The following is a 22101-nucleotide window of genomic DNA, read 5'->3' as shown; positions in this document are numbered from 1 at the left end:
GCGTTTCCCGCCTGGCCTCCCCGCACCCGCCATGCCAGGACCCTTCCTGTGCGCCGACTTCGTCCCGCATACACGACTTGTCCATCGTCACGGGCGGCCCTCGCGGCTGTCCACGGCGGGAACTCGTACGCGGGGGGCGCGTACAGGTGCGCGGCCCACACTCCGAGACACTCCGCCCCGACTCCCCCTCCCGGGGCACGATTCCGGTGGCGGGAATCCGGTGGGCGTCGCGGTTGTTGCGCAGGGCACCCATGGCACCCGTGGCGTTGACCGGCTGGTGCCGTCAGCGTGGACGCGTACGACCGCCCGAGCACTTGGAGTCCTCATCAGCATGGCCGCCGACCGCAGCACCCTGGTTCCGACCGAGGTGACGATGGACTGGATCACCCGTCTCATCGGCATCGACACCACCAGCCGGGACAGCAACCTGCCGCTCATCGAACTCGTCGCCGAGGAGATACGGGCCCACGGCGTCGAGCCGGTGCTCGTGCCCAACGCGGAGGGGACGAAGGCGAATCTGCTCGCCACGATCCCGGCCGCCGACGGGTCCACCACCGGCGGCGTCGTCCTCTCCGGCCACACCGACGTGGTGCCCGTCGACGGCCAGCCCTGGAGCAGTGAGCCGTTCGTGCCTCAGGTGCGCGAGGGGCGGCTGTACGGGCGGGGCACCTGCGACATGAAGTCCTTCGTCGGCGCGATCGTCGCGAAGCTGCCGCAGCTCACCACGGTGCCGCTGAGCGAGCCCGTGCACCTGGCCTTCTCGTACGACGAGGAGATCGGCTGCGTCGGCGCGCCCTCCCTGGTCGAGGAGATCGGACGGCGCGAACTGCGGCCGCGCGCCTGCGTGGTCGGGGAGCCGACGAGCATGCGGGTCATCCGCGGCCACAAGTCGATCACCGCGCTCCGGGTCGCCTTCCACGGCGTCGCGGCGCACTCCTCGCTGACGCCGAACGGCGTCAACGCGATCGAGTACGCGGCCCAGCTCGTCCGCTTCGTGCGCTCCTTCGCCGAACGGAACCGCGCGGAGGGGCCGTTCGACGAGTTCTACGAGGTGCCCTTCACCACGGCGACGGTCAACCAGATCGAGGGCGGCATCGCCGTCAACACCGTCCCCGCCGAGTGCGCCCTGAGCTTCGAGTTCCGGGCCGTCGCCGAGGTCGACGTGGACGAGACGGTGGAGATGTTCCGCGCCGAGGTGCGCCGGATCGAGGCGCTGATGCGCGAGGAGAACCCGGAGGCGCGCGCCGAGGTCACCGTCACCGCGAAGGCCCCCGGGCTCGACACCGCGCTGGACGCCGAGGTCATGAACCTGGCCACGCGCTGGGGCGGCGAGGTGAGCCCGGGGAAGGTCACCTACGGCACCGAGGCCGGGCTGTTCCACCACGCCGGCATCCCGACCGTCGTCTGCGGCCCCGGCGACATCGCCCAGGCGCACTCGCCGGACGAGTACGTCGAGCTCGAACAGATCGCGCGCTGCGAGGACTTCCTCGACGCCCTCGTCGACCACCTGCGGTCCTGAGCCGTCCGCGCGCCGCCCACTCGCCACGTGAAGAGAAGGCCCGCCATGACCAGCAGCCCCACCAGCACGTCCACCGCACCACCGGCTCCGGAAGCCGATCCGGCACGTCTCGCGGCCGCGCGCAAGGCGGTGATCAGCAGCTCGATCGGCGCGGCCCTCGAATGGTTCGACATCATCGTCTACGCGTCGTTCGCGGTCGTCATCGCGAAGAACTTCTTCCCCGCGGGTGACGCCGGCCTCGGCCTCATCCTCACCTTCGCGACGTTCACGATCACCTACCTCGTGCGGCCCCTCGGCGGCCTGCTCATCGGCGGTTACGGCGACCGGCACGGGCGCAAGAAGGCGCTCACCCTGACGCTGATGCTGATGATGGCGGGCACGCTGCTGATGGCCGCGGCCCCGACGCACGCCACCGTCGGGGTCTGGGCCGGGGTGATCATCCTCGTCTCGCGGCTGATCCAGGGCTTCTCGGCCGGTGCCGAGTTCGGGACGGCGACGACGTTCCTGATCGAGACGGCGCCGCACCGGAAGGCGTACTACGCCTCCTGGCAGGTGGCCAGCCAGGGCGTGTCGATGTTCCTCGCCTCGGCCTTCGGCTACGTGCTCTTCACGTACCTGCCCGAGGACGACCTGTACGCGTGGGGCTGGCGGCTCCCGTTCGTGGTCGGCGTCCTCGTCGGCCCCGTCGGGCTCTACATCCGGGCGCGGCTGTCGGAGACCGAGGAGTTCAGCGAGGGGCCGCGGGAGCGGGCGCCGGTCAGGGCCACGCTGACGCGCCACCTCGGGCGGGTGCTGGCCGGTGCGGCGAGCGTGGGCGTCGCGACGATCTCGGTGTACCTGATCCTCTACATGCCGACCTTCGCGGTGGAGAGCCTCGGAGTCCCGGCCGACGCGGCCTACTTGGGCGGTGTCGTCGCCGGTCTCGTGGTGCTCGCCGGGGTGCCCTTCGTCGGCCGGCTGGCGGACCGGGTGGGGCCGGTCCGGGTGATGACGTGGACGGCCGTGGCCGCGCTGCTGCTCGCCTGGCCGCTGTTCAAGGTGCTGACGAGCTCGCCGACGGTGCCCGTGCTGGTGCTCGTCGTCGCGGTGCTCGGCGTCGTCATGGCCTTCTACTTCGCCCCGCTGCCGGCGCTGCTCACCTCGCTGTACCCGGGCGAGGTGCGCAACACCGCCGTGTCCGCCGCGTACAACACCGGTGTGACGCTGCTGGGCGGCATCGCGCCGCTGGTCCTCACCTGGCTCATCGACCGCACGGGCTCGCTCGACTCGCCCAGCCTGTACTACATGGGCGTCGCCGTGGTCTCCCTCGTGGGGCTGGGGTTCGCGCGGCGGTGGGAAGGGGTGCGGTAACGGTCGGCCCTGTGCCGCTGTGCCGGGGGAGTACGGGGCGCGGGGTGCCCCGGACGGCGCGTTGCCGGGTGCGGGCGCCGTCGGGGTTTCTCGCGCAGTTCCCCGCGCCCCTTTCGGGCGCTACCCGTTGGCCAGGGCCTTGAGGCGGTCGTAGGCGCCGTTGAACTTGTTGTGGTCGCCGACGATCGGGCCCTTCGAGGTGTACTGCCAGAACGTGTGGAAGCCCCAGCCCGCCGGGAGCGTGCCGGGTGAGCTGGCGTAACGGGCGATCCACAGCGGGTTGGTGGAGCCGAAGCCGCCGTTGTTGCCGGTGCAGCGGGTCCACCAGTCGGTGGTGGTGTAGATGACCGCGTCCCGTCCCGTACGGGCCTTGTACGTACGGGTGAAGTCGCGGATCCAGCTGACCATCGCGCTCTGGCTCAAGCCGTAACAGGTGCTGCCGTACGGGTTGTACTCGATGTCCAGCACGCCCGGCAGGGTCTTGCCGTCCTTGCTCCAGCCGCCGCCGTTGTCCGCGAAGTACTTCGCCTGGGTGGCGCCGCTGGAGCTGCTGGGCACGGCGAAGTGGTAGGCGCCGCGGATCATCCCGGACCGGTAGGAGCCGTTGTACTGCTGCGCGAAGTACGGGTTCTTGTAGGACGTGCCCTCGGTCGCCTTCGAGTACGCCCAGCGCACGCCGCTGCGGTAGAGGGCGCCCCAGTCGACGTTGCCCTGATGGCTGGAGACGTCCACGCCCTCGACGGTCGCGGCCGTCCCCACGTCACCCCGTACGCCGGCCTCCTGCTCGCCCTCGTGCATCTGCACCCCGGCGCCCATCCAGGCCTGGCCCGGCGCGGGCGGGGGCGTGGGGAGGGTGCCGGGCGCGTCCTCCCGCGGGGCCGCCGAGGCGGTGCCGGGGAGGAGGAGCGTGCCGAGCAGGCCGAGCACGAGACCCGTCGCGGCGGCCAAGTGCCGTGCGGTGGACGGGTATTGGCGCGGGTGGTGCGGACTCTCATCGGGTCTGATCGCTGACATTTCGGGCATCGCTGCCTCCGAAGCGGTCCGTGGGGGAGTCGGGCGGCGCTGCGCGGAAGGGGAGCGGGGGTGGGGGACGCACGTCGCCCTGTCTGTGGTGTGCCCATGCCGGCCGTGGCGTACGCGCGGACACGGCGGCGGAAGAGGGGCGGTGGACGCCGGGACCTCCGAGCTGCGAAATACTGCGCCAACACACCGTTTCCGATCGGTGACCGACCCCCAGCACGACCACCGGAGAGGGCACAGCCGTGCACGACGCCCGGAACGAAGGTGACGAACCGTACGAGTCCCCGTACGGCGAGGACCTCACCCCCGAAGGGGACTTCGCGCCCGAATTCCTCGACCTGGAACGGGAACTGGCCGTCTTCCTCCGCCGGGCCCGCGCCTCCTCGGGCGAGATGGCCCGCGAGGTCCACCCCGAACTGGAGCCCTCCGCCTACGGGCTGCTGGTGCGCCTCGCCGACGCGGGGCCGCAGCGGTCCAGCACGCTCGCCGCGTACTTCGGCGTCGGCAAGGCCACGATGAGCCGGCAGGTCGCGGCGCTGGACCGGCTCGGCCTGATCACCCGCACCCCCGACCCGGCCGACGGGCGCGCCTCCCTGCTCCAGATCACCCCCGAGGGCTACGCGCGCTTCAACCGCGTCCGCGAGGCCCGCCGGGCCCGCTACCAGCGCAAACTCGCCTCCTGGGACCGAGCGGAAATCGGCGAACTCGCCCGCCTCCTGAACCGCCTGAACGGGTCCCGCGAGGAGGGCTGACGCCCCTTTGGGGGCGCGGGGAACTGCGCGCTCAGCCAGCGGCGACGGGGTGGTCCGGTGACGGCATGGAGCACCCCGCGCGGGGGTGACCGCGCTGCGCTTGCCAGCCCTGCGCCTAAGGCGCAGTTCTCCCAAGCGGGGCGGGCCCGCGATCAGGGGCGCGGGGAACTGCGCGAAAAGCCCGAGCCACGACGCACCCGCACCCCGCGACAACGCCCTACAGCTCGACGAACACCGCCGTCGCGTCATCGCTCCGCTTCCCCCGAGGCGCCACATCCCCGGCCTCCGCCGCACGCACCTGTGCGACGAGCCCGGAGGTCCCCAGCTTGCGGACGAGCGCGGGAAGTTGCTCCCAGGTGCCGAGCCGGAACCTTTCGGTCCACCGGGAGGCCCCGTCGGTGACGGCGAGCAGCGCCGTCACGGACGCACGCGGCGTGGTGCCGGTGACGGCGTGGGCCGCGACGGCGGGATCGGCCGCCGCGGTCCAGAAGCCGGTGCCGTCGGGCGCGTTCCGCAGCCCCTCGACCGCGCGCACGTACGCCGCGCGCGCCCGCACGTGCTCCGGCGACCCCTCGGGCAGGGCACGCACCTCGCGGCCCAGCTCCCGGACGTGCGGCGGGAGTTCGGAGAGCCGGGTGTCGCGTACGGGGGTGACCGCGCCGCCCGGGTGCTCCAGCAGCAGCGAGGAGTCGGAGAGCACCAGATGCTCCACGGTGTCCGCGTCCCAGCGCGCCGCGACCACCGTCGCCTGGGGGGTGCGGACATGAGAAAGGTCACAGGTTGAGCGGTGCGCGTCGGCGGTACGCGCGAGCGCCGCCGAGAGGCACGCGGCGAGCGTCAGCTCGCGTCGCGAACCGGACAGTTCGAGCATCGCGCCGCCGAGCCGGGCGGTGAACCAGGGCACGCCGTGCACACAACCGTCGTCCCCCTCGGGCGGCGTCACGCCGTCCAGGACGACCAGGACGCCGCCCTCGCCGGACGCCGGGAGGGCCACGGAGGCGTAGTCCTCATTGGGGTGCGGGGGCGATCCGGGCTCGCTGGTCATCTCGCTGCGCATGGCGGCCAGTCTGCCGGAGCGGCACATCACGTCGCGGGGCGGCCCGAGGTGTGGGGGAGGTGTGGAGATGCGCGGGGTGAGGGCCGGCCGACGCACCGTCACGAGGCACGCGGGCGACCGAGTTGGCCCGGAATCGGGCAGTCCGCGAAACTGCGGGCGCGAATCCTGCCAGGGAGCCCCCGGGAAATCCAACCCGGCCGTGAGACGGGGGCCGATCACCCCGTGAACCGGAGTTGTTCCCCAACTCCCCTGTGTTGTTCACTCCTTCGGGTGGCCCGGCAGGGGATCGTGGCCTGCCCCTCACCCGTGCTGGAAGGGTCGGACGGTGCAGACGGGGCGGGGCCAATCTGCTGCGACACACGGTTGTACTGTGCCACCCGGCAACCCCCGGGGCAGGCCGGACGAGATTGCGAGCACGGGTGCGGAACAAGCTGCTTCGGAAACCGGGTGACCCCCAGAATGTGACCGGCACCGGCACAGGGGACGGGCCCCCGCCCCCCGGAGCCGCCCCCCGGCGCGCACGGGTGCGCAACCGTCTGCTGGTCTCCGTCGTGCTGTGCGCCGCCGCCGTCATCGGCGCGGGCACGCCCACCGTCGTCACCGCCTCCGCCGACGTCTCCGACTCCCAGGAACTCGTCGACCTCGCGACCCTCGACCGCAAGGCCGTCTCCCTCTCGCACGCGCTCGCGGACGAGCGCGACGCCATGGTCGAGGCCGCCGCCGAGCGCGCCTCGGGCCCCAGGTCCCAGGCGGGCACCGCCGGACAGCCCGGCGCCGAGTCCGGCATGCCCGGTGCCGTCGACCCCGCCGGCGCCACCGGGACGGCCGCCGCGCCCGGCGCCTCCCAGCACGACCGCGTCGACCGGCTCGCCCGCGCCGTCCGCACCGACTCCGCCACCCCGGCCGCGCTGAAGAAGGCCCTCGGCACCCTGCCCGAACTCCGCCGCGGCGCGTCCGGGAACACCGGTGGCGACCCGCGGGAGATCCACCGGGCGTACGGCGACCTCCTCGGCCAGCTGCGCGACCTGACCGGCCGCGTCGCCCGCAACCTCCCGGCCCGCGCCCAGAACCGCACCGCCGACGCGCTGCCCGAGCTGGCCCTCGCCGTCGAACAGGCCTCCTCCGTACGGGGGTTGCTGCTCGGCGCCCTCGCCGGCGGCGGCGACCAGCGCGAACTGGTCACCGAGGCACAGCTCTCCGCCGTACGGGAGAAGGCCGCGCTGGCCGGGTTCGAGGACACCGCGGGCGCCGCCGCGCGGGACACCCTCAGCCAGACCGTCACCGGCACCGACGTCACCCTCGCCGAGCGGTACGTCGGGAAGCTCACCGCGCGCCCGTACCTGCGGCCCTCGGACCGGCTGGTCAGCCAGGAACGGTTCGGCACGGCCACCTCCGCGCGGATCGACCGGATGCGCGGGGTGCAGGCGTCGCTGGCGACCGAGGAGGTCAAGCGGCTGGAGGCGCTGCGCGACGAGGACGTGACCGACCTGGAGCTGCTGATCGCGCTCGTCGGGCTCTGCCTGCTCGTCTCCGTCGGCGTCGGGATCACCACGGCCCGCTCCATGGCCCGCCCGCTGTCCGTGCTGCGGCGCGGTTCGCAGCGGCTGGCGGCGTCCAAGGACGCGCCGGGGGACGAGGAGCCGATCACCTTCCACGGCAGGAACGACGAGTTCGCCGACGTCGTCCGCGCCCTCAACGAACTGCGCGAGTCCGCCGCCGCGCTGCACGAGCGGGCCACCGAGGCCGAGGCCGACAGCAGCTACCTCGTCGGCTCGAAGGACGACCTCAGCGCCGAGCGGGACCGGCTGCGCTCCGAGGTCGCCACCCTGCGGCAGCGCGTCCGCGAGGCGGAGCAGCGCACCGACACCGTCACGGAGGGCGTGCACGGCACCTTCGTCAACCTCGGGCTGCGCACCCTCAGCCTCGTCGAGCGCCAACTCGGCGTCATCGAGGGGCTGGAGGAGAAGGAGACCGACCCGGACCAGCTCGGCACCCTCTTCAAGCTCGACCACCTCGCGACCCGGATGCGGCGGCACAGCGAGAACCTGCTGCTGCTCGCCGGCGCCGAGCACGCGGGCGGCCACCACAGCGGCCCCGTGCCGCTGCTGGACGTGCTGCGCGCCGCGGTCAGCGAGATAGAGCGGTACGAGCGGGTCGAGCTGGGCACCCTGCCGCCGCACGTCCAGGTCGCGGGGCACGCGGCCGACGACATCAGCCACCTGGTCGCCGAACTCCTCGACAACGCCGCCTCGTTCTCGCCGCCGGAGAGCCGCGTCCAGCTCGCGGGCTGGCTGCTGGAGAGCGGTGAGGCGGTGCTCTCCGTCCAGGACGACGGCATCGGCATCACCGAGTCCCGGCTGGCCGAGCTCAACGAGCGGCTGTCCGCGCCGGAGACCATGGAGCCTCCGCGCCCGGACACCGACGGCGGCGAATTCGGCCTGGGCATGGGCCTGTACGTGGTGGCCAGGCTGGCCTCCCGGCAGAACCTGACGGTGCGGCTGCGCAAGCAGCAGCAGGGCGGCGTCGCGGCCGTCGTCACCGTCCCGCGCGCGCTGCTGCCGGACCGCCCGGCACCCGGCGCGGCGCACCACGACACCGACGGCGAGGCGGTGGCCTCGCTGCCCGGCTTCGACGCCGAGGCCAACTCCCATGTCCTGCCGGGCCGTCGGGTCCCCCGCCAGCAGCCGGAGCCTCTCTCCGGCACGCCGGCCGCCGACGAGACCGACCCGGTGGCCGAGGACCTCGCGTACGACCCGGACCCCGAGCCCGCGCTCGCGTACGAGCCGGACGACGCGGCGGACCCGTACGACGGGGACGACGCCGAGGCGGCCGAGCCCACGGCCGTGGTGCAGGAGGGCGGCGACCGGTTCGTCGCCGCGGCCGAGGCCGCCGTGCGCAAGGCCGAGCAGGAGGGCGCGCTGGAATCCACGCCCCTGCGCGCGGCCGACGGCGGGACCGCCGAGGACGGCGAGACCGACACCGAGCCGCAGCACGAGGCGGCGGGCGACGCGGAGGACGCGGACGACGCGGAGGTCTCGCGTCCCGCGCCCGGCGTCACCGACAAGGGCCTGCCCAAGCGCCGCCCGCGGAACGTCGCGGCGGCCACCGGGCCCGCGCGGCCCCGCAAGGGCGGGGCGAACGCGGAGGAACTGCGGCGCCGCCTCGGCGGTTTCCAGCAGGGAGCACGCAGCGGCCGCCGGGACGTGGCGGCCGAGACCGAGGGACAGGGCTTCGCCCTCGGCGCGCTGCCGGACGGCGGCGCCGAGGAGACCGATTCGCCCGCACGGGGAGCACAGCACGACCAATCGGGGGCGCAGGTTGACGGTGGTACCGCCGAGGAGGCACGGAAGTGAACGCGCCCACCACACGCACGCCCACGCCACGGAGCGGGCCGGCTGAGAGTGTTGCCGCCCTGAGCCACGAAGCGCGCAGTCTGCGCTTCCTGCTGGCGAATCTCGTCGACGAGGTGCCCGGCATCCGCTCGGTCGCCGTCGTCTCGTCCGACGGGCTGCTGCTGCTCTCGTCCGACCCCGATCACGAGGCGCGGGCCACCACGGCCCGGGCCGTGGTGGCCGGGGAAGACGAGGGCCCAGGTGCCCGGGAAACCGCGAGCGGACTGGAGGAACGCGACACCGCGGACAGCGGGCCCAGGGGGTCCAGCGCCGACCTCGCCACGATCGTCTCCGGCGTCGGCTCGCTGACGCTCGGCGCCGCGAAACTGATGGACGGGGGCGACGTCCGGCAGACCATGATCTCCATGGACGAGGGCTCGCTCTTCGTCACCTCCATCAGCGACGGTTCGCTGCTCGGCGTGCACGCCACGGCCGACTGCGACATGAGCGTCATCGCGTACCACATGGCGCTGTTCGTCGGCCGGGCCGGACATGTCCTCACACCCGAACTCCGCACAGAGCTGCGCACGTCGATGGAGCTGGATCAGTGACACCCGACACGCCCTCCAGGCCGTCCCTGCCCGTTCGCCGGGCCGAGACGGGCAAGGCCAAGCGTGTACGTCCGTACACGCTCACCGGCGGCCGGACCCGCTTCGGCCACGTCCTCCTCGTCGAGACCTTCGTCGCGGCGATCGAGGCGCCGCCGGAGCGTCCCGAACTGACCTCCGGCGGGCTGCGCGAGCGCGTGATGCCGGAGATGCACGCCATCGTGGAGCTCTGCCGCCGGATGCGTTCCGTCGCGGAGGTCTCCGCGCTGCTCAAGATGCCGCTGGGCGTGGTGCGTGTGCTGCTCAGCGACCTCGCCGACCAAGGACTGATTCGCGTCTACGGCAACGGGCACGGCACCGGCCGCCCCGACCGTGCGCTGCTGGAAAGGGTGCTGGGTGGACTTCGCAGTCTCTGAGCCGGCCACACAGAGCTGGCAGGAAGACCTGAGCCGGGCGCCCATATCCACCAAGATCGTGGTGGCGGGCGGATTCGGCGTCGGCAAGACGACGTTCGTCGGGAACGTCTCCGAGATCGAGCCTCTGCAGACGGAGGCCCTGATGACCCAGGCGAGCGAGGCCACCGACGACCTCGCCGCCACCCCGGGCAAGACGACCACCACGGTCGCCATGGACTTCGGGCGCATCACGCTCGACTCCGACCTGGTCCTCTACCTGTTCGGCACCCCGGGCCAGCAGCGCTTCTGGTTCATGTGGGACGACCTGATCCGCGGCGCGATCGGCGCCGTGGTGATGGCCGACACCAGGCGGCTGGAGGACTGCTTCCCCGCGCTCGACTACTTCGAGAGCTGCGGCCTGCCCTACGTCGTCGCGGTGAACCACTTCGAGGGCACCACCACGTACGCGGCCGAGGACGTCCGGGAAGCCCTGTCGGTCCCCGAGTCCTCCCCCGTGGTGATCATGGACGCGCGTGAACGGGACACCGTGGTCGAGTCGTTGCTCGCCCTCGTCTCCCACGCACTGGACGTCACCCCCGCCTGACCGGGCCCGAGTGCCGCGTGTCCACCCCTCGGACACGCGGCACCTTCACATGCCCCTGGCACTGTCACCCACAGAGTAGAGAGAAGCCGCGATGCGCAAGATCCTCATCGTCGGAGCCGGGCAGGCCGGGCTCCAACTGGCGCTCGGCCTGCAGTCGCACGGCTACGAGGTCACCGTGATGTCGAACCGCACGGCGGACGAGATACGCGGCGGCCGCGTCATGTCCACCCAGTGCATGTTCCACACCGCGCTCCAGCACGAACGGGACAACCGGATCAACTTCTGGGAGGGGCAGGCCCCCAGGATCGAGGGGCTCGGCGTCTCCGTCGCGGGACCCGACGGCTCCCGCGCCGTCGACTGGCTCGGCCGGCTGGACGGCATCGCCCAGTCCGTCGACCAGCGCGTGAAGATGGCGGGCTGGATGGAGACCTTCGCGCAGCGCGGCGGCCAGCTCGTCATCCACGGCGCCGCCGTCTCCGACCTCGACTTCTTCGCCCGCCGCTACGACCTCGTCCTGGTCGCCGCGGGCAAGGGCGAACTGGTGTCGATGTTCGAGCGGGACGCGGAGCGCTCCCCGTACGACGCGCCGCAGCGCGCGCTCGCCGTCTCCTACGTGCACGGGCTCGGGCCCCGCCCGGAGCACCCGGGCACCGAGGCGGTGCGCTGCAACCTGGTGCCCGGCGTCGGCGAACTGTTCGTCATGCCGACGCTGACCACCTCGGGCCGCGCGGACATCCTCTTCTGGGAGGGCATCCCCGGCGGCCCGCTGGACGCCTTCCAGGGCATCAAGGACCCGGGCGAGCACCTCGCCAAGACCCTTGAGCTGCTGGAGAAGTTCGTCCCCTGGGAGTACGCGCGCGCCACCAACGTCGAACTCACCGACGCGGGCGGCACCCTCGCCGGACGGTACGCGCCGACCGTCCGCAAGCCCGTCGGCCGGCTGCCCGGCGGCGGCGCGGTCCTCGGTGTCGCGGACGTCGTCGTCGCCAACGACCCGGTGACCGGCCAGGGCTCCAACTCGGCCTCCAAGTGCGCCGCTTCGTACCTGCGCTCCATCCTCGACCGCGGCGACGAGCCGTTCGACGAGGAGTGGATGCGGCAGGCCTTCGACCGCTACTGGGCGACGGCGCAGCACGTCACCAAGTGGACGAACGCGATGCTGGCCCCGCCGCCCGAGCACGTGCTGAAGCTGATCGGCTCGGGCGGCGAACTCCAGCCCGTCGCCGACCGGTTCGCCAACGGCTTCAACGACCCGGGCGACTTCGAGGACTGGTTCTACGACGCGGACAAGGCCGACGCGTACCTGGCCGGCCTCACCGCCTGAACCGGCCCTCCGTCACGGGAGCCCGGCGCCACGTGTCCGGCGCCGGGCTCCCGTGTTCCGTCCGGACGGGCTCAGCCGTCGGTGCGGGCGCGGTCGTCGCCCGTTCCGGCGGGGAGCCGGGGCGGCCGGTAGTCCGCCAGCGGCCGGGCCCCCGGGTCCGGACGGACGGCGCCCAGCAGCGGGTTCGCGGACAGCGGGGAGACCGTCACCTTCGCGCGCGGCCGCGGCGCCTGCACGATCCGGCCCTCGCCCGCGTACAGCCCGACGTGCGTCGCGCCGCGGTGGTAGAGCACCAGGTCACCGGGGCGCAGTTCGTGCAGCGGGACCCGCTTGAGTTTCTTCCACTGCGCCTGGCTGGTCCGCGGCAGCGTGCGGCCCGCGTGCTTCCAGGCCCGCGCCGTCAGCCCCGAGCAGTCGAACGCGCCGGGCCCCTCGGCGCCCCACACGTACGGCTTGCCGACCTGGTCCAGCGCGAAGCGCAGCGCCCGCTCGCCCTGCCGGGACGGGGCGCGGGCGGCGCCCGGCGCCGGCGCGGACATCAACTGCCGCTGCGCGCCGGCCACTCGCTCCGATTCGGCGCTGCTCAGCTCGTCCAGCCTGTCCAGGCTGAGCGTGGCGAGCATCGACTCGACGGCGTTCAGCCGCTCCTCGACGGTCCGGTGCTGGCGGCGCTGCCGCTCGGCCAGCCGCTGCTCCTTCGCCAGCTCGCGGTGCGCCTTCTCGGTCAGCGCCCGGTGCCGCCGCTCCCCGCTGGCCAGCCGCTCGACGGTCGCGGCCTGGTTCTTCGCGGCCCGCTTGAGCAGGTGGCCGTGGTCGAGCGCGCGCTGCGGGTGCTTGCTGAGCAGCAGCTGCACGTCGGACGGGATGCCGACGCCGCCCTGCCGGTACTGCTGCCTGGCCAGCCGCGCCGCCGCGTCCCGTCCCTCGGCCAGCTGCGATCTGGCCTTCGCCAGCGCCGACTTGGCCTTCCCGGCGCGGCCCCGCTGCTTCTTCAGCTTCGCCGTCGTGCTCTTGTACGCGTCCGAGGCGGCCTCGGTCTTCTCGTGCAGCGCGCGCAGATCCCGCAGCAGCTCGCTGACCGGTTTGTCGGCCGGGGCGGTGCGCGGGCCCGGGCGGGCGGCGCTGGCCTGCGCTTCGGTCGCGCCCGTGCCGTCGACGGTGACGGAGGCGGGCACGGGGGTGTCGAGGGTGACGGAGCCGACGGGCAGGACGACCAGCGCACACGCCGTGGCCCCGACCACCGCCACCGTGCCGAGAGAGCGTACGAGGGACACCGGCTCACCTCACCTTGGTTCCTGGCCCCGCACCGGGGCTGACCCACCGCCACCAGCCATGACGGACCGTCACCAAGATGGTCATACAGAATGCACGGCCCGGGTCGCCCCCACCCGGCCCCTCACCCGATAGTCCCCACCCCCTCACCCCACCGGCCCCCGCCGGGATGCGGCCCCGGCACGGAGGGGTGCGGCGCACCCCAAGGGGCGCGGGGAACGGCGCGACCAGCCACGACGCACCCGCGGCCCGGGACGCACGGAAGCCCGGCACAAGGGACGGCTCAGCGCCCGAAGAGCCGCCGCCCCACCAGACCCCGCGCCGCCTCCGCGAAGGACTCCGCCTGCCGGAGCACCGCGTCGGGAAGCCACTCCGCCCCCGGCCGCCCCGCCGTCTCCTCCAGGTCGAACGCCCGCGCCAGCTCGACCGGGTGCGGCCGGCTCTCCGGCACCTTGTGCAGACAGGCCAGCAGCGCAGGACAGAGCGCCTCCGGCACGCCCGTCAGATCCGGGTCCTCCCGCGCGGAGGGCAGGATGCTCCCGGCGAAGGGCTGGTGCCCGGAGGCGGCGGTGACGAGGGTGGCCCCGAGCTCGAACACGTCGGCCGCGGGCCCGGCACCGTCCGCGTCCGGGCCGCCGAGGTCGGCGCGGCCGAGGCCGAGCGCGTAGTCGACGGCGCGCGGGGTGCCGGTGGTGAGCAGGACGTTGCCGGGGCGCAGGTCGCGGTGGACGATCCGGCTCGCGTGCAGCGCGGTCAGCGCGTGGCACAGCGCACCGGCGAGCGCGCGCACCGCGTACTCGGGCAGCGGCCCGTTCGCCGCGACGGCCGCCGCGAGGGAGACGCCGGGCACGAACTCGGAGGCGGTCCAGGGGGTTTCGCTGTCCAGCTCGCAGCCGAGCGCCGCCGCCACGTACGGGCTGTCGAGCTTCGGGCCCGCGGTCTCCAGCTCGTGCCGGAGGCGGGCGCGCAGCTGCCGGTCGCGCAGCAGCTCGGGGCGGAGGGCGCGGACGGCGGCCAGTTGTTTGCGTCCGCCCCGGTGCGCGGCGCCGCGTCCGAGGTAGACCGTGCCGGAGGTGCCGTGCCCGAGCACCCCGTGCAGCTTGTAGGGGCCGAGCTGCCGGGGGTCGGAGCTGCCGAGGCGCGCCATCCCTGCGATCACAGTGGGCACCCTAAGGGCACCGGCGCGTGACGTCGCCGGGTCGGCGGAGAACTGCCGAACTTCTTTGCAATCCTCCAAGGCGTGAACGGCCGCAAAGTCCCGGGATAGCGCCCGACTTCGGGCATGTCGGGCCGGGCGAAAGTGCCGACGGCACTGGCCGATTCGCTTCGTAGATTGTGCCGTCACCGACGCGGCTCCGTGGCCCTTTCGCGAAGGCGCGAGGGCGTACGGGGGCGGGACGAAGCGGAAGCAGCCGCTCCGGCCCGGCGGGGGCCCGGCCGGGACGCGAGGGCGACGGCCCGGGCAGGCGTGGCGGAAAACCGCCGCTACGGACGTCCGCCGGAGGCTTTGCTCCAGGGCCACTTCAGGCGGGTGTGCCAGGGCGCCGCGGGCCCCTCGGACTCGTACACGTACCGCCAGCCCCGGGGCAGGCCCAGGCGCCGAGTGTGGCCGGCGGGCTCCAGCCGGTACCGGTGGACGGTGGGCGGGCCGCCCCCGGGGCCCGGCACCGGCACCTCGTAGTGACGGGGCGGCCGGCCGGTCGGGCCCAGCAGGACGGGCAGGGCGCGGCCGTCCAGCGGTCCGCCGGTGAACGTCGTCTCCTCGCTCCGCACCGGCCCCGCCTCAGCCGGCTTCCGCGGACGGGCCCGGCTCCTCGCCGTCGGCGTCGCACGGGTGCGCGGGCTGGGAGAGGGCGCGGGCGCCGGGGCCCTCGCCGCCCAGCTCGTCGTAGGGGTTGGCCAGGGCGCAGCTCTGGAGGGAGAGGCAGCCGCAGCCGATGCAGTCGCTGAGGTGGTCGCGCAGCTGCGTCATCAGCTTGATGCGCTGGTTGAGGTCGGCGCGCCAGCACTCGGAGACCCGCGCCCAGTCCTCACGCGTGGGGGTGCGGTTGTCCGGCAGCAGTGCGAGCACCTGCTTGATCGCGGAGAGCGGCATGCCGAGCCGCTGCGAGGCGCGGATGAACGCGACCCGGCGTAGGGTGTCCCGGCTGTAGCGGCGCTGGTTGCCCGAGGTGCGGCGGCTGTGGATCAGCCCCTCGCGCTCGTAGAAGCGGAGGGCGGAGGTGGCGACTCCGGCGCGCTCGGCCAGCTCGCCGACGGTCGCCTCCTTCGAGTTCCAGGAGAGGTGGGTCGACATGGGGCCAGGCTAGCCGTCCTTCACGTGAGCTTGAAGTCCTCGGACGGGACGGACTCGTATCCGCCGGGGCTCAGAGCAGGTGGCCGGCGTGGGCGACGACCGGCAGGGCGCGGCGGACCAGGTCGCCCACCGGGCCCTCGCGCTCCTCCATCTCCAGCGCCCGCAGCGTGATCCGGTGCATCTCGTCGTCCCGGGCGCCGGTGATGACCAGCAGGGCGACGAAGTGCTCGACCATGCCCTCGCGCAGTTCCTCCCTGGGCGGCCGCTTGCCCTCGTCGAGCCAGATCAGCGAGGCGGCCTCGACGGCGGCGATCCAGGTCCGCACCGTCGTCCGCAGCCGTTCGCCCGGGTCCTCGGTGCCGAGGTGTGCGAAGACCTCCTCGGCGGCGGTCCGCCGTACCTCGTCCACGATCGCGTGCGTACGGGAGGTCTCGACGACGCTGCCGCCCTGGAGGAGGGCCATGAACCCGGCGTCGTGCTCGTCGACGAAGGCGAGATAGCGGTCCAGCGCGCGGGACAGGCGGACCGTCAGCGGGCCCGACTGCGGTTCGGAGAAGCACAGTTCGAGCCGGTCGGCCGCGCTGCGCAGGGCCTCCTCGTACAACTGCTGCTTCCCTCCCGGGAAGTAGCGGTACACCAGCGGGCGGGAGACGCCGGCGGCGCTCGCCACGCCGTCGAGGGAGATGTCCTCCGGCGGGTGGTGCGCGAAGAGGCCGAGCGCGGTGGTGATCAGCTGCGCGCGCCGCTGCTCCACTGTCATTCGGCGATAGGCCGGTGCGGTGCCGCTGCTGCTCATGACGTGCAGCGTAACGCTCCTGGTCCGGGCGGCGCGGGGGTGACCGAGCGGGTGCGCGGGCGCACGTGGCCGGTTTCCGCCCCCGCGTGCGCCGGGGCCCGAGCGGTGGCCCGTACGCGGCCGGAACCTGTGGCCTGAAGTGCCCGTGCTACTTCGCGAGCAGGCCCGAGCTGACCCACAACGTGCGCCCCACGCCGCGCAGTACGCCGATCTCGTCGAGGAAGTCGGTCAGCCGCCGGGCGCCGTTCTGCATCACCTCGCGGCGGTGGCCGCTGGCCTTCACCTGCGCGAGCGCCTCCCGCCGGTCGAGCCCGACGTTGGTGTACACCTCGGGGTTGATGAAGGCCTGCACGAAGACGCGGGACGCCTCGCCGGAGCTGATCCGCGTCAACTCGGCCTCCCAGCGCGGGCAGGAGACCATCTGGCGGCGCAGCTCCTCGCGCGCGTAGCGCACGTGCCGCGCCTCCTCGACGACGTGGATCCGGGTCACGCCGCGGACCAGCGGCTGGATGCGTTCGTCCGGGAAGGTCAGCCGCTGCATCCAGTCCAGGATCTCCTCGCCGAGCAGCGTGGCGGTGAACGAACCCGGCGTCGTGGAGATGGTCTTGAGGGCCCGGGCCAGATTGTGCTGGGTGCGCGAGACGGGGTACGCCGGGGCGCCGCCCTGCTTGATCAGCCGCGCGAACATCATCGAGTGGCGGCACTCGTCGGCGATCTCGGTGAGCGCGTACCGGACGTGGTTGCTGGTCAGCGACTTGTCGTAGATGTGCCGCACGAGCAGCTGCATCAGGATGATCTCGAACCAGATGCCGAGCGAGGCGATGGACGCCGCCTCGTGCCGGGCCAGGTCCATCCGCTGCTCCTCGGACATCCGCTTCCACAGCGGGGTGCCGTAGAGGGAGACGAGCTCCGGCGGCCAGAACCACTTGCCCTCCTCGAAGGGCGCGTCCCAGTCGAGTTCGGTGTCCGGGTCGAAGGAGTGCTTCCGGGAGGAGGCCAGCAGGCGTTCGGCGACCTTCTCCCGGTCCTTGAGGAGCCCGAGGGCGTCCCGGAGCACCTCGTGTTCCGCGGGGGCGATGTCTGGAGCGGTCGTCATGCGTCAGGCACCTCTTCGTCGGGGTCGCCGGCGGGCACGTCTGCCGTTCGCTCTTATGAGACTCCGCGTCAGTAGCACCGTCAATCCCTTGCGCAGGACTTGTTGACGGCCTCAACTCCCGCCTGAAGCAGGGGAGTCGGGCCGCCTTCAGAGGATCAGGGAGATGGACTGGACGAGCAGCAGCGCGACCACCGAGGCGGCCGAGACGGTGACCGTGCAGGTCTTCAGCGTGCCCCGGGTGGTCTGCCCGAGCAGCGTCTGCAGCAGCCAGAAGGTGTTGCTCGTCGCGTGGATGGCGAACAGCGAACCGGCCCCCGCCGCCAGCGCGATGAACACCGGCTGCACGTCCAGCGCGGGCGCGACCGGCGCCAGGATGCCCGCCGCCGTGATCGCCGACGTCGTCACCGAACCGATCGCCATGTGCAGCAGCGCGGCGATCAGCCACACCAGCGCCAGCGGCGCCCATGTGCTCGCCGAGAACGACTCCTTGACGATGTCGCCCAGGCCCGCCTTCTCCACCACGGCGGCCAGCGAGCCGCCGACCCCGGTGAGCACCAGGATCTGCCCGCTCGTCCGGAACGCCTGCCCGAACGCCTCGCCCACGGCCCCGTCCGGCAGCTGCCGGCGCGCCACCAGACAGGCGCCGACCAGCCCCAGCAGCAGCCCGATCACCGGGTTGCCCAGGAACGTCACCACCGGCGAGTCCCAGCCCCCGACCTCGGCGAACGCGCCGCCCGCGATCAGCACCAGCGCCAGCAGCAGCGGGGCCAGCGACAGGGCGAGCGGGGGACCGTCCGGTGCCGCGGCGTCCGGCGCGTCAACTTCCGTGCCGGCGCCGGTCGTCGGGGCCTCCTCGGCGGCCGCCTCCCGGGGTATCTCGTCCCGCTCCGGGTTCCAGAAGCCGCGGCGGGCGGCCACGCCGAAGAGGAACAGGGTGACGACGATGGTGACGGCCGTGACGGGGAAGCCGTACAGCAGCATCGTGCCCAGCGGGATGTCCAGCAGCCCGGCGAGCGCCAGCGCCCCGATGCCCGGCACCGACAGCGCGATGCCGACCTCCACGCCCAGCGCCATCGCCGCCGCCATCCGCGCCGTGCCCAGCGGGCCGGTCCTGCGGCCCAGCGAGCGCGCGATCGGGGCCGTCATCACCAGCAGCACGTCCGCGAAGATGGACTGCAACACCGTGCCCACCGTCACCGCGAACGAGTACGGCAGCCGCTTCGGGCCCAGCAGCCGCAGCAGCGTCGCCACCAGCTTCTCGATCGCGCCGAGCGCGGACAGCAGCGAGCCCAGCAGCACCCCGAACACGATGAGCAGCCCGACCTCGGCCATCAGATCGCCGAAGCCCCGGGTGATCGTGTCCACGGTGCGCTCGGCACCCAGCCCCGTCGCCAGCCCGAGATACACCGAGCCGAGCACCAGCGCCAGCGCCGGGTTCACCTTCGCCCTCAGAATCAGCACGACGACGCCGACGATCGCGCCCGCCGTGTGCAGCAGCACCGCTGTGTTCCCCATGGCCCCTCTCTCCGCCGCGGTACGCGGGAGCGCCCGCGCCCGCACGCATGCCCGTGCCGTACGCGGCGCACCGGTTCCGGGGCGCGGCGCACCTGTGCGTGTACGGCGTCCGTCCCGGCGCCCGGGTGGGGGCGATCCGTGCCGTCGCGTACGGGGGCGCGGCTCCTCGCGCCGTGGGGTGAGCGGCAGCAGGCTACGGGGTGCCCCGCGCCCCTCCCGCACCGGGGCCCGCCCGGAGACGGCGGTGACCTGCGGCGACGCGGGCGCCCACGGGCCCGGGGAGCACCTCTCGACCTGCGGCCCGCGGCCCGGCTGTCTACGGTCGAACGGGGAAGCCGGACGGGGCCGGCCCGAGGAGGCGGTATGGCGCTGCACCGGGCGTCGGGCGAGCGGGACGAGGCGTTCGACGACATCACAGCAGTGCTTGGCGAGAGTGCCCCGTCCTTCAGGGCGGGGGTGCATCGCCCGGAGATCAGGCTTGGACTCCCGGCGAGGTGTCACAGCCCCATGGGAAGCTGCGGTCATGCAGCTTCGGTACTCGTTCCGCGTCTACCCGACGCCGGGTCAGCGCGCAGCGCTGGCAAGGGCGTTCGGATGCGCTCGGGCCGTGTACAACGACGCACTGTGTGTCCGCGAAGACGCCCGTAGGGCGGGACTGCCGTTCGTCACCTCGCGCGAACTGTCCAAGCGGCTTACCGCAGCGAAGAAGACTCCCGAGCGGGCATGGCTCGCAGGGGTGTCGTCGGTCGTGTTGCAGCAGTCCCTGCGGGACCTCGACACCGCGTACCGGAACTTCTTCGACGGCCTCAAGGGCAAGCGCCCGCGCGTGGGCGCTCCCCGGTTCAAGTCCCGCAAGGACAACCGTCAGGCCATCCGTTTCACCGCGAACGCGAACTGGCGGATCACTCCGGGCGGGAAACTCCGTCTCCCGAAGATCGGCGACGTCATGGTGAAGTGGTCTCGCCGCCTGCCCTCGGCCCCGTCCACGGTGACCGTCATCAAGGACGCGGCGGGCCGGTACTTCGCGAGCTTTGTCGTCGAGGCCGACGAGTCCCCGCTCCCGGAGACGGGCAGCCAGGTCGGTATCGACCTGGGCCTGTCGCACTTCGCGATCCTGTCCGACGGCACGAAGATCGACAGTCCGCGTTTCCTCCGGCGCGCCGAGAAGAAGCTGAAGAAGGCCCAGCGGGACCTGTCCCGCAAGCAGAAGTGCTCCAGCAACCGTGACAAGGCCCGGCTGAAGGTCGCCCGCGCACACGCGAAGGCAGCCGACGCACGGCGCGAGTTCCACCACCAGCTCTCGACGAAGCTGATCCGCGAGAACCAAGCGGTCGCCGTCGAAGACCTGGCGGTCAACGGACTCGCCCGCACCCGCCTGGCCAAGTCCGTACACGACGCGGGCTGGTCGCAGTTCGTGGCGATGCTGGAGTACAAGGCCGCACGCTACGGCCGCACCCTGCACAGGATCGGCCGGTTCGAGCCGACCTCGCAGGTGTGCTCCGTGTGTGGCGTCAAGGACGGCCCCAAGCCTCTCCACGTCCGCTCGTGGGCGTGCGGAGCGTGCGGGGCTGTCCTCGACCGAGACATCAACGCGGCCGTCAACGTCGCGAAGGCCGCCGGACTGGCGGTATCAGCCTGTGGAGCGCAGGTAAGACCGGGACCCGTCCCGGCACAGCGCGAAGAAGCAGGAACCCGCCCAGAGCTACCCGCACCCGCGCCCCATCCGGTGTGGGAGCAGAGGGGGATCCCGGTCCTTCAGGGCCGGGAGGAAGTCAAAGCATGACCATCGGTGACCGGCTGGCCGCTGTCCAACTCCCGCCGTGCCCGCGCCCGTTAAGCCGCGTCCGGCTCTCGCTCAGCAGCCCCCTCCGCAGCCGCCGCCCCCGCCCCCGCAGCCCGCACCGCCGTCCCCGCCGCCGTGACCGCCGCCGTGACCGCCTCCGCCTCCGCCGAGGAAGCCGCCCCCGCCCGCGCCGATCCACATCCGCAGCGGGCCGCCGGCGACGTGCCGTACCAGCAGCCGCAGCCCCCGCAGCGCCAGCCAGCCCGTGGCCAGCAGGCCGCCCAGGGAGCCCAGCGTCCCGGCGAAGGCGACGAAGAGGTTGCCCAGATTGACCGCCCCGGCCGGAGCCTGAAGCTGCTCCCACCCCAGCCGCACACAGCCGACGACGCCGAACAGCGTCAGAAACCCCGAGACGACGACGGTGCACACGCCCCACACCTGCACCAGCCGCGCGGCCACCACCCGCCGCACCGGCAACGCCCCCGCGCTGCCCGACGTACCCGCCACCGCGTCCACCTCCGCCCGCTCACCCGGTCACGGGCCGCACCCTACGACGCCCGCCCTTCCCCGCAGGGGCTCTGCTGTGGGCAGATCTGCTGCGGGCCGACATCGCTGACGCGGCGCCCTCGTCCGGACGACGGTGGAGGAAGACGCACGGCGCCGGGCCGCGCGTCCCCACCCAGGGAGGACCGATGGCAGCACCACCCCTCACCGGCCGCACCGCCCGAACGGGCCCGGCCGGCCCCGCAGTCGGCGCGACCTCGCCGTACACCATGCGCGACGCCGGCGCCTCCGCGTCCCCCTTCGACGACCACCTCGCCTTCCAGCTGCTCGGCCAGCGCATCGTGCTGCTCGGCACGGAGGTCACCGAGTCCTCGGCGAACCGGGTCTGCGCACAGCTGCTGCTGCTCTCCGCCGAGGACCCGCGCGGCGACATCAGCCTGTGCATCAACAGCCCGGGCGGTTCCGTCACCGCGGGGCTGGCGATCTACGACACGATGCGCCTGATCCCCAACGACGTCTCCACCCTCGTCATGGGGTTCGCCGCGAGCATGGGCCAGTTCCTGCTCACCGTCGGCACCGCGGGCAAGCGGTACGCGCTGCCCAACGCGCGGATCATGATGCACCAGCCCTCCTCGGGCATCGGCGGCGCCGCGGCCGACATCGCCATCCAGGCCGAGAACCACGAGTACATGAAACGCACCATCGAACGCCTCACCGCCGAGCACACCGGCCAGTCCGAGGAGACGATCTCCCGCGACGGCGACCGCGACCGCTGGTTCACGGCCGGACAGGCGAAGGAGTACGGCATGGTCGACCGCGTCGTCACGTCCCTGGACGACGTCCGCCCGGTGGGCGCCAAGCGACGGATGGGGATCTGA

The 22101-nt window shown here is 73.1% G+C and carries 20 protein-coding genes; 10 read left to right on the top strand and 10 right to left on the bottom strand.

Going from position 1 to position 22101, the window contains the following annotated elements:
• Positions 1–331: 331 nt before the first annotated feature.
• Both argE and HCC30_RS07780 read left to right on the top strand, forming a co-directional pair.
• Positions 332–1519 (top strand): acetylornithine deacetylase, encoded by a 1188-nt coding sequence (gene argE / locus HCC30_RS07785; protein WP_169441597.1) that lies wholly within the window; start codon positions 332–334, stop codon positions 1517–1519.
• 45 nt (positions 1520–1564) lie between these two features.
• Positions 1565–2869: an MFS transporter gene (locus HCC30_RS07780; protein ID WP_169441596.1), complete on the top strand. Its 1305-nt coding sequence runs from the start codon at positions 1565–1567 to the stop codon at positions 2867–2869.
• A 120-nt stretch (positions 2870–2989) separates the two neighbouring features.
• Here HCC30_RS07780 and HCC30_RS07775 read toward each other — a convergent pair whose 3' ends face one another.
• Complete coding sequence (locus HCC30_RS07775) at positions 2990–3883, bottom strand: lysozyme (RefSeq protein WP_169441859.1); 894 nt, start codon at positions 3881–3883, stop codon at positions 2990–2992.
• Between the two features lie 248 nt (positions 3884–4131).
• Between HCC30_RS07775 and HCC30_RS07770 the strand changes: the two genes are divergently transcribed.
• Positions 4132–4641, top strand: a complete 510-nt coding sequence (locus tag HCC30_RS07770; protein ID WP_169441595.1) for a MarR family transcriptional regulator — start codon at positions 4132–4134, stop codon at positions 4639–4641.
• A 217-nt stretch (positions 4642–4858) separates the two neighbouring features.
• Here the strand turns inward: HCC30_RS07770 and HCC30_RS07765 are convergent, their stop codons facing one another.
• A complete protein-coding gene (locus tag HCC30_RS07765) occupies positions 4859–5698 on the bottom strand; it encodes a protein phosphatase 2C domain-containing protein (RefSeq protein WP_169441594.1) in 840 nt (279 codons plus the stop codon).
• Positions 5699–6222: 524 nt separating this feature from the next.
• Here HCC30_RS07765 and HCC30_RS07760 point away from each other — a divergent pair.
• The 5 genes from HCC30_RS07760 (at position 6223) to HCC30_RS07740 (ending at position 11961) form a co-directional block, all read left to right on the top strand.
• Positions 6223–9051: a nitrate- and nitrite sensing domain-containing protein gene (locus HCC30_RS07760; RefSeq protein WP_346776536.1), complete on the top strand. Its 2829-nt coding sequence runs from the start codon at positions 6223–6225 to the stop codon at positions 9049–9051.
• Positions 9052–9110: 59 nt separating this feature from the next.
• Positions 9111–9641 carry a roadblock/LC7 domain-containing protein gene (locus HCC30_RS07755; RefSeq protein ID WP_169441858.1) on the top strand — a complete coding sequence of 177 codons (531 nt, stop codon included), beginning with the start codon at positions 9111–9113 and terminating at the stop codon, positions 9639–9641.
• 26 nt (positions 9642–9667) lie between these two features.
• The gene (locus HCC30_RS07750) at positions 9668–10054 is read left to right on the top strand and encodes a DUF742 domain-containing protein (protein ID WP_206323551.1); all 387 of its coding nucleotides are present in this window, start codon (positions 9668–9670) and stop codon (positions 10052–10054) included.
• Positions 10035–10637 (top strand): ATP/GTP-binding protein, encoded by a 603-nt coding sequence (locus HCC30_RS07745; RefSeq protein ID WP_169441591.1) that lies wholly within the window; start codon positions 10035–10037, stop codon positions 10635–10637. The genes HCC30_RS07750 and HCC30_RS07745 overlap by 20 nt, the downstream gene beginning before the upstream one ends.
• A 91-nt stretch (positions 10638–10728) precedes the next feature.
• On the top strand, positions 10729–11961 hold the full coding sequence (locus tag HCC30_RS07740; RefSeq protein ID WP_169441590.1) for a styrene monooxygenase/indole monooxygenase family protein: 1233 nt from the start codon (positions 10729–10731) through the stop codon (positions 11959–11961).
• 71 nt (positions 11962–12032) lie between these two features.
• Here HCC30_RS07740 and HCC30_RS29135 read toward each other — a convergent pair whose 3' ends face one another.
• The 7 genes from HCC30_RS29135 to HCC30_RS07705 all read right to left on the bottom strand — a co-directional run bounded on the left by HCC30_RS29135 (position 12033) and on the right by HCC30_RS07705 (position 18936).
• Positions 12033–13235: a C40 family peptidase gene (locus HCC30_RS29135; protein WP_169441589.1), complete on the bottom strand. Its 1203-nt coding sequence runs from the start codon at positions 13233–13235 to the stop codon at positions 12033–12035.
• Positions 13236–13516: 281 nt separating this feature from the next.
• A complete protein-coding gene (locus tag HCC30_RS07730; protein ID WP_169441588.1) occupies positions 13517–14392 on the bottom strand; it encodes a protein kinase in 876 nt (291 codons plus the stop codon).
• A 326-nt stretch (positions 14393–14718) separates the two neighbouring features.
• A complete protein-coding gene (locus tag HCC30_RS07725; RefSeq protein WP_169441587.1) occupies positions 14719–15006 on the bottom strand; it encodes a hypothetical protein in 288 nt (95 codons plus the stop codon).
• A gap of 10 nt (positions 15007–15016) precedes the next feature.
• Positions 15017–15529: a redox-sensitive transcriptional activator SoxR gene (gene soxR / locus HCC30_RS07720; RefSeq protein ID WP_169441586.1), complete on the bottom strand. Its 513-nt coding sequence runs from the start codon at positions 15527–15529 to the stop codon at positions 15017–15019.
• A gap of 70 nt (positions 15530–15599) precedes the next feature.
• On the bottom strand, positions 15600–16325 hold the full coding sequence (locus tag HCC30_RS07715) for a TetR/AcrR family transcriptional regulator (RefSeq protein WP_169441585.1): 726 nt from the start codon (positions 16323–16325) through the stop codon (positions 15600–15602).
• A 148-nt stretch (positions 16326–16473) separates the two neighbouring features.
• On the bottom strand, positions 16474–17421 hold the full coding sequence (locus tag HCC30_RS07710) for a diiron oxygenase (RefSeq protein WP_169441584.1): 948 nt from the start codon (positions 17419–17421) through the stop codon (positions 16474–16476).
• A gap of 147 nt (positions 17422–17568) precedes the next feature.
• Positions 17569–18936 carry an SLC13 family permease gene (locus tag HCC30_RS07705; RefSeq protein WP_169441583.1) on the bottom strand — a complete coding sequence of 456 codons (1368 nt, stop codon included), beginning with the start codon at positions 18934–18936 and terminating at the stop codon, positions 17569–17571.
• Positions 18937–19459: 523 nt separating this feature from the next.
• Between HCC30_RS07705 and HCC30_RS07700 the strand changes: the two genes are divergently transcribed.
• Positions 19460–20719, top strand: a complete 1260-nt coding sequence (locus HCC30_RS07700; protein ID WP_169441582.1) for an RNA-guided endonuclease TnpB family protein — start codon at positions 19460–19462, stop codon at positions 20717–20719.
• Between the two features lie 72 nt (positions 20720–20791).
• Here HCC30_RS07700 and HCC30_RS07695 read toward each other — a convergent pair whose 3' ends face one another.
• A complete protein-coding gene (locus HCC30_RS07695; RefSeq protein WP_169441440.1) occupies positions 20792–21226 on the bottom strand; it encodes a hypothetical protein in 435 nt (144 codons plus the stop codon).
• A gap of 266 nt (positions 21227–21492) precedes the next feature.
• On the opposite strand from HCC30_RS07695, the gene HCC30_RS07690 reads away from it, so the two are divergent.
• Positions 21493–22101: an ATP-dependent Clp protease proteolytic subunit gene (locus tag HCC30_RS07690; RefSeq protein ID WP_169441857.1), complete on the top strand. Its 609-nt coding sequence runs from the start codon at positions 21493–21495 to the stop codon at positions 22099–22101.

It is taken from the genome of Streptomyces sp. HNM0574 (genome assembly GCF_012726235.1).
Classification (GTDB): Bacteria; Actinomycetota; Actinomycetes; order Streptomycetales; family Streptomycetaceae; genus Streptomyces.
Note: the sequence above shows the minus strand (reverse complement) of the source record. Positions and strands in the feature narration are given on the sequence as shown.